This window comes from Lentzea sp. (genome assembly GCF_036380075.1).
In the GTDB taxonomy this organism is placed as follows: Bacteria; Actinomycetota; Actinomycetes; order Mycobacteriales; family Pseudonocardiaceae; genus Lentzea.
This window is the reverse complement of the sequence record NZ_DASVFL010000162.1, coordinates 1-7,348: the sequence shown is the minus strand read 5'-3', so window position 1 is coordinate 7,348 and position 7,348 is coordinate 1. Positions and strand designations below refer to the sequence as shown.

At 71.3% G+C, this 7,348-nt stretch carries 6 protein-coding genes; 2 read left to right on the top strand and 4 right to left on the bottom strand.

All coding sequences use genetic code 11. From position 1 onward, the window contains the following. A partial coding sequence (locus VF330_RS18875) for a cation-transporting P-type ATPase (RefSeq protein WP_330852941.1) occupies window positions 1–2,167 on the top strand: 2,167 nt, incomplete at its 5' end. A gap of 2 nt (window positions 2,168–2,169) precedes the next feature. Beyond that, window positions 2,170–2,721: a DoxX family membrane protein gene (locus VF330_RS18870; protein ID WP_330852940.1), complete on the top strand. Its 552-nt coding sequence runs from the start codon at window positions 2,170–2,172 to the stop codon at window positions 2,719–2,721. Window positions 2,722–3,037: 316 nt separating this feature from the next. Here the strand turns inward: VF330_RS18870 and VF330_RS18865 are convergent, their stop codons facing one another. The 4 genes from VF330_RS18865 to VF330_RS18850 form a co-directional block, all read right to left on the bottom strand. Then, the gene (locus VF330_RS18865; RefSeq protein ID WP_330852939.1) at window positions 3,038–3,949 is read right to left on the bottom strand and encodes a universal stress protein; all 912 of its coding nucleotides are present in this window, start codon (window positions 3,947–3,949) and stop codon (window positions 3,038–3,040) included. Then, window positions 3,949–4,548, bottom strand: coding sequence for a hypothetical protein (locus VF330_RS18860; RefSeq protein WP_330852938.1), 600 nt, complete (start codon window positions 4,546–4,548; stop codon window positions 3,949–3,951). Before VF330_RS18860 ends, VF330_RS18865 begins: the two co-directional genes overlap by 1 nt. Window positions 4,549–4,845: 297 nt before the next feature. After that, window positions 4,846–5,676, bottom strand: coding sequence for a polyphosphate kinase 2 (ppk2, locus tag VF330_RS18855; protein WP_330852937.1), 831 nt, complete (start codon window positions 5,674–5,676; stop codon window positions 4,846–4,848). Then, window positions 5,643–7,348 (bottom strand): HAD-IC family P-type ATPase (locus VF330_RS18850; protein WP_330852936.1); only part of this gene is annotated, 1,706 nt, incomplete at its 5' end. The genes VF330_RS18850 and ppk2, both read right to left, overlap by 34 nt.

The following is a 7,348-nucleotide window of genomic DNA, read 5'->3' as shown; positions in this document are numbered from 1 at the left end:
GGTGTCGGCCGACGCCCGGCTGATCGAGGGCGGCGTCGAGGTCGACCTCTCCACGTTGAACGGGGAGTCGTTGCCGGCGTTCCGCTCGGCCGAGCTCACCGACGTCGACGGCCCGCTGCTCGACGCGCGCGACCTGCTGTTAAGCGGTACGAGCTGCACCGGCGGCGAGGGCAGGGCGGTGGTTTTCGCGACCGGTATGCGTACCGAGCTGGGCCGGATCGCCGCGCTGTCGCAGCGGGTCGGCCGCGACGAGAGCCCGTTGGAACGACAGGTGAAGCGGGTGGCGTGGCTGATCGCCGCGGTGGCGGTCGGCGCCGGTGCGGCGTTCCTGCCCATCGGTGTGTTCGTCGCCGGGCTCCCCCTGGCCGACTCGTTCAACTTCGCGATCGGACTGCTCGTCGCGAACGTCCCGGAAGGACTGCTGCCCACGATCACCCTCGCGCTCGCGGTCGGCGTCCGGGTGCTGGCCCGCGGCGGCGCGGTGGTGAAGAGGCTGTCCGCCGTCGAGACCCTCGGGTCCACCACGGTGATCTGCACCGACAAGACCGGCACCCTCACGCAGAACCGCATGCGCGTCACCGACATGTGGCCCGTCGCCGACCGCGCCGCACTCGCGCGGTCGATGGCGGCCTGCACGAACGCCGATCTGGCCGACGGCAGCGGCGACCCGACGGAGCTCGCGTTGCTCCTCGCGGCGCAGGAAGCCGGCGTCGACGTGGACGCGCGGCGAAGGGACGGCAACCGGCTGCGGCAGTTCCACTTCGACCCCGCGCTCCGCATGATGTCGACGGTGGATCGCGACGGGGACCGCGTCGTGGTCAACGTCAAGGGAGCCCCTGAGGAGGTGCTGGCGCGGTCGGCCGTCGCCGACCGGGCCGGGCTCGAGGAGGTCATCTCCGGCTTCGCCCGGCGCGGGCTCCGGCTGCTCGCCGTCGCCCGGCGCGAGTGCGAGAGCGTCCCCGTGCGGCGCGAAGACGCGGAACGGGACCTCGAGCTGCTCGGCCTGGTGGCGATGTTCGACCCACCACGGCCCGAGGTCGCGGACGCCGTCGCCCGCTGCCACACCGCCGGCATCCGGCTGATCGTCGTCACCGGCGACCACGGCCTCACCGCGAAGGAGATAGCGCGTCAGGTCGGCATCGCCCGCGACGGGACGAGGGTGATCACCGGGGCCGAGCTGGAGCAGATGACGGAGGCGCAGCTGGACGAGGTGCTGCGCGGCGACGAGGAGCTGATCTTCGCGCGGAGCTCTCCCGAGGTGAAGCTCAGGGTGGCCGACGCCTTGCGGGCTCAGGGCAACGTGGTGGCGATGACCGGGGACGGCGTGAACGACGCGCCGGCGTTGCGGCGAGCCGACATCGGCGTCGCCATGGGTGTCGCGGGCACGGACGTGGCGCGCGAAGCCTCGACGATGGTGCTCACCGACGACAACTTCGCGACCATCGTGACCGCGGTCCAGGCCGGTCGACGGGTCTACGACAACGTCCGCAAGTTCATCCTCTACATCTTCGCGCACGCCACGCCGGAAGTGATCCCGTTCCTGCTGTTCGCGCTGTCCGGCGGTGCGATCCCGTTGCCGCTCACGGTCCTGCAGATCCTCGCGATCGACCTCGGCACCGAGACCGTTCCCGCACTCGCCCTGGGCCGCGAGCCCGCCGAGCCCGGCATCATGACGCGGCCGCCGCGCCGCCGCGGTGACGGCGTGATCGACGGCCGCATGCTCTGGCGTGCGTGGGGCCTGCTCGGCGGTGTGTCCGCGGTGCTGGTCCTCGGCGGGTTCTTCCTGGCGCTGCTGGCCGGTGGCTGGCGGCCCGGTGACCCCGTCGGCGTCGGCGCGCCGCTGCACGACGTGTGGGTGCAGGCGACCACCATGTCGTTCCTCGGCATCGTGGCCTGCCAGATCGGGACGGCGTTCGCGTCGCGCACCCAGCACGCGCCGCTGCGGTCGATCGGTGTGTTCAGCAACCGGTTGTTGTTGTGGGGCATCGTTTTCGAGGTCGTCTTCGCGGCCGCGGTCGTCGCCCTCCCACCACTGCAGCACGTCTTCGGCACCGCGGTGCCGCCCGCCGCGCACCTCGTGGTGCTCGCGGCATTCCCAGTGATCGTGTGGGGCGCCGACGAACTGTGGCGCTCCGCTGCTCGCAAGCAAGAAACCATCGGGAGGTAGTCATGTCCGCTGTTCATTCCCCCGCCCGCACCCACACCGACGTGGGGGCCATGTCGCTCGCGGTGCTGCGCATCGCGACGGGCCTGCTCTTCCTCTGGGCGTTCTTCGACAAGGCGTTCGGCCTCGGCTACGCCACGCAGGACAAGAACGCCTGGTTCTCGGGTGGCTCGCCCACCAAGGGCTTCCTCGGCCGTGTCGACGTGGGCCCGTTCCAGAGCATGTTCCGCGACTGGGCCGGCGCCTGGTGGGCCGACATGCTGTTCATGGTCGGTCTGCTCGCGATCGGCGTGGCGCTGGTGCTCGGCATCGGGCTACGGGTCGCCGCCGCGGCCGGCACTCTCATGATGCTGCTGATGTGGGCCGCCGAGTGGCCGCCCGCGCAGCACAACTCGGCCGGCGAGGCCACGATGTCCACCAACCCGGTCATCGACTACCACGTCGTCTACGCGATCGTGCTGATCGTCCTGGCGGCCACCGCCTCTGGTGCCGTCTGGGGTCTGGCCCGGTGGTGGGACACCCTGCCGTTCGTGAAGTCGAACGCCTGGCTGCGGTGACGACGACGGGACGGGGGCGCCGTTCAGGCGACGCCCCTGTCCGCGTTCCTGCCGGGGCCGTGGTCGCGGCTGGCGCGATCACGGCCCCGGCACTCGTCGCCGTTCGGTCACAGCCACTCGCCGATGCGGGTCGCCGATCCGGCGAACCGCCGGCCTGCTCAAGCTCCACGACGATGTCAAGGTCATCGTGCTGGAGGTGAACCCCAGGTCAGCTCCCGAGGACCTGGTCGCGGTCGTGCCGTTCACCAGCAGCAGGCCGAAGAGCACCGTGCCCTGTCACGAGGTGAACACCTTCTACAGGCGCTCCGGACCGCGGCTAGTGGCCCGGGAAGGTCTCGCCCATCTGTTCGGCGAGCGAGGGCCGCACCAGCAGCACCGGGCACGGCGCGTGCCGCAGAACGGCCTGGCTGGTCGAGCCGAGGAGCATGCCTCTGAGGCCACCGGTGCCGCGTGACCCGACGACGAGCAACGAGGCGCCCTCAGCGAGCGCGACGAGCTTGCCGGCCGCTGATCCGTGCACGACGTGCCGCTCCACCCGGACGCCGGGATGCCGGTCTGCGCACGCCGCAAGCCGTTGCCCCACGAGCTCGTCACGGGCGGTGTCGAGCTCCGACCACACGATGCCGACGGACTCGGCGATCCGGGCGCTGCGCAGCGGTGGGTACCAGGCGTGCACGGCGACGAGGAACGTGCTCCGAGTCGCGGCCTCCTCGAACGCTCTGTCGAGCACGTGCCAGTTCTGCGGGGAGCCGTTCACCCCGACGACCACCGGCCCGTCGGGCACGGGGTCGCTGCCCCGCACGACGACGACCGGGCACAGGGCGTGGCACGACAAGGCGAGCGCGACCGATCCCAGCACGAGACCGGTGAACCCGCCGAAGCCGCGCGAGCCGACCACGACGAGCGCGGCCGTCGCCGACTCCTGTTCCAGGAGCCAGGCTGCGGTGCTCACCTCGGCCCGCACCTGGACCTCGAGGCCGGGAGCGACCTCACCGGCCTCGGCGACAGCTTTCTGCACCCACGCCATGGCCTCCTCGTGGAGCGCGTCGCGCGCCATCCCGGTCAGGTCGAGCGCGTCGGCGGGCAGGGGCAGCTCGGCGTGCACGATGCGCAGCGCCGCGCCCCGCCGGGCGGCTTCCGCGGCCGCCCACGACACAGCCCGCTGCGCCGAGTCGGAACCGTCCAGACCGACGACGACCACGTTCGAGTGTCCGATGGGGACGGTCATCAGGCTGCCCGCCCGGTCCAGTCCGGAGCGATCCGCTGCCACTCGCCGGCCCATCGCCGCGCCCGGATGCGCCGGTGGGCGAAGCTGGTCGCGACGTACAGCAGTGCCATCGCGGCCGTCGCCGCGCCCCACAGCAGCAGAGCCAGCAGGATCCCGTTGATGGCGGCACCTTCGCGGGTCATCGGCGGTTCGGTCACCGCGCCGGTTTCGTCGATCCACGTCGGTACCCTGGCGCCGGCCTTCGCGTCGTAGTGCGCCTGCACCACGCCCTCGCGGGTGCTTCCGTCACTCAGCCGCCACCTCGCCAGAACCGGTGTCGACTCGACGACACCACCTCGTTCGGTCGAGCCGATCGTCACGGGGGCGTCCACGACCAGGATCGCGTCCACGTGCTGTCTGCTGGTCTGCTCGACGGCTGCTCGTGCCTGGTCCCCCGCGTACGTCTCGGACCCCGCCGCAGCCGCGACAGGAAGAGCGAGCAACGACACCGCGACGCCGAGCGCCAGCACGGCGCCTTCGACCCGATCGCCGGTCGTGGCGAGCTCGTTGCGGTGTGGAAAGGCCTGGTGGACAAATCTGGTCATCGGTTTCGCGGGCATCGTCCCACCTCCGACACCAAGATTTCCGCGTGCGCGCGACTGTCCACAGGGACCAACGTCTCGACCCCGCTGAGCCCGTGGTCTCAGCCGGAAAGGAGTCCCCATGCAGTGTCCGCGACCGCTGCCCGGGAGAGGCCTGGACAGGGCTTCGAACCCCGGGAGACCACGCCACTTCTCGTCAGCGAACGCCAGTTCCACGCTGACGTCCGGGACCGCCGCCTCGCGACGGTGCTCGCCGGGAACGTCCTGGTGCGCTGCGAGTCGTACCATCAGGTCTTCCCCAGTCTGCGGTCGCGGTCACGACGGCAGCCGCATGACGGGAGGTCCTCCCGCCCAGTCGGGCACCTCGCGCTGCAACGTGCGCGCGGTGCGCTGGTAGCCCTTCGACGGCGGGCGCTGCGGCAGCGCGATCTCCGGTGCGCTCACCTCGCGGTAGTCGATCGTGCCGAGCAGGTGGGCGATCATGTTGATCCGGGCTCGCCGCTTGTCGTCGCCCTCGACCACGTACCAGGGTGACTCGGCGATGTCCATGTGCACCATCATCTCGTCCTTGGCACGGGAGTAGTCCTCCCAGCGCGTCACCGACTCGAGGTCCACCGGCGAGAGCTTCCACCGCTTCAGCGGGTCCTCGAGCCGCTTGCGGAACCGGCGTTCCTGCTCCTCGTCGCTCACCGAGAACCAGTACTTGCGCAACAGCAGCCCGTCTTCCACGAGCATCCGCTCGAACACGGGGCACTGCCGGAGGAACAGCCTGTGCTCCTCCGGCGTGCAGTAGCCCATCACCCGCTCGACACCCGCGCGGTTGTACCAGCTGCGGTCCAGCAGAACGATCTCCCCGGCCGCCAGCAGGTGCGCGACGTAGCGCTGGAAGTACCACTGGGTCCGCTCGCGTTCGCTCGGTGCCGGCAGGGCGACGATCCGGGCGACCCGCGGGTTGAGGTGTTCCGCGATCCGCTTGATCGCGGAGCCCTTCCCCGCCGCGTCCCTGCCCTCGAACACCACCACGAGCCGCGCACCGGACGCGCGTACCCACTCCTGCAGCTTCACCAGCTCGGTCTGCAGGCGCAGCAGCTCCCGTTCGTACACTTCCCGCTTCACCCGGCGCCCCTCATCCGGCGGTGCCGCCACTTGTCCAGCTCGACCAGGACGTACGACGCACCGCTCAGCGCCGCCACGACGAGCCAGGGCTGCCAGCCGAGCGGAGCCGTGTGGAACAGCGCGTTCATCACCGGCACGTACGTCAGCACCAGCTGCAGCACGGCGGTCAGCGCCACTCCCACGAGCAGCCAGCGGTTCGGGCCGGTGCGCGGGCGAACCCGTTCCAGCGACCGGCAGTTGGCCAGGTAGGCGATCTGCGCACCGACGAACACGTTGACCGCGACCGTGCGGGCGACCTCCAGCGACGCGCCCGCCGACAGCTGCCACCGGAACGCTCCGAACGAGCAGGCCAGCAGGATCGCGGACACGAACAGGATCCGCCCCACCAGGCTGCGCGTCAGCAACGGCAGTGACGGTGGTAGCGGCGGCCGTGTCATCACACCGGGCTCGCGCGGCTCGAACGCCAGCGTCAGTCCCAACGCGACCGCTGTGGTCATGTTGATCCACAGGATCTGCACCGGAAGGATCGGCAGCGCCGCGCCGAGCAGGATCGCGGTGAGGATCACGAGCCCTTCCGCCATGTTCGTGGGCAGCGTCCAGATGATGAACTTGCGCAGGTTGTCGAAGACCGCCCGTCCCTCCTCGACGGCCGCGCGGATCGAGGCGAAGTTGTCGTCGGTGAGCACCATGTCCGCCGCCTGCTTGGCCACCTCGGTGCCTCCGCGGCCCATCGCCACCCCGATGTCCGCGCGCCGCAGCGCCGGGGCGTCGTTCACGCCGTCACCGGTCATCGCGACGACCTGGCCGTCCGCCTGGAACTGCTCGACCAGCCGCAGTTTCTCCTCGGGCGCCACGCGGGCGTACACGTCCGAGATGCCGAACTCCGCGGCGATGGCGCGGGCGGTGGCCGGGTGGTCGCCCGTGATCATCTTGACCTCGACGCCCGCCGCCCGGCAGGCGCGGACGGCCTCCACCGCTTCCGGCCGGGCCGGGTCGTGCATGGCCACCAGGCCGAGCAGCTCGACTTCGCCCTGGAGGCCCTCCTCGGTGAGCGCCGCGCCGGTCGCCCTGCCGATCGCGAGCACCCTCAAGCCGATGGCGGCGAGCTCCTCCGCCTCGTGGCTGCGCTCGAGGCCCGCGAGTTCCAGGACCCGTTCGACCGCACCCTTGACGTAGACCACGCCGTTCGCGTGCCGCGTCGCCATGAACAGCCGTTCCGAGCTGAACGGCAGCACGTCAGACCGCGGTGGCACGTCGTCCCCGGTGAGCCCGGCCTTGGCCGCGGCGACCACGAGCGCCGCCTCGGTCGGATCGCCCACGGGCAGCCAGTTCCCGCCGTCGTCGACGATCCGCGCGTCGTTGCACGCCAGCCCGGCGAGCAGGCACTCGCGCAGCGCCGGGCCGGCACCGGGGTGGATCTCTCCCGTGGGCGCGTAGCCGATCCCGGACACCTCGTGCCGCACGCCCGCGGCCATGACGACGTTCACCGTCATGGCGTTCGCCGTGAGCGTCCCGGTCTTGTCGGTGCAGATCACGGTGGTGCTGCCCAGGGTCTCCACGGCCGGCAGACGGCGGATGATGGCGTTGCGCCGCGCCATCCGCGCCACCCCGATGGCGAGTGTCACCGTGACCGCAGCCGGGAGTCCTTCCGGGATCGCGCCGACCGCGAGGGCCACCGCCGCCGTCACCATCTCCGCCACCG

Bases quoted from the DNA above. Each gene is read 5' to 3' on its own strand.
- VF330_RS18860 (WP_330852938.1), bottom strand. From the start codon at position 4,548: ATGCCCGCGAAACCGATGACCAGATTTGTCCACCAGGCCTTTCCACAC.
- VF330_RS18870 (WP_330852940.1), top strand. From the start codon at position 2,170: ATGTCCGCTGTTCATTCCCCCGCCCGCACCCACACCGACGTGGGGGCC.
- VF330_RS18865 (WP_330852939.1), bottom strand. From the start codon at position 3,949: ATGACCGTCCCCATCGGACACTCGAACGTGGTCGTCGTCGGTCTGGAC.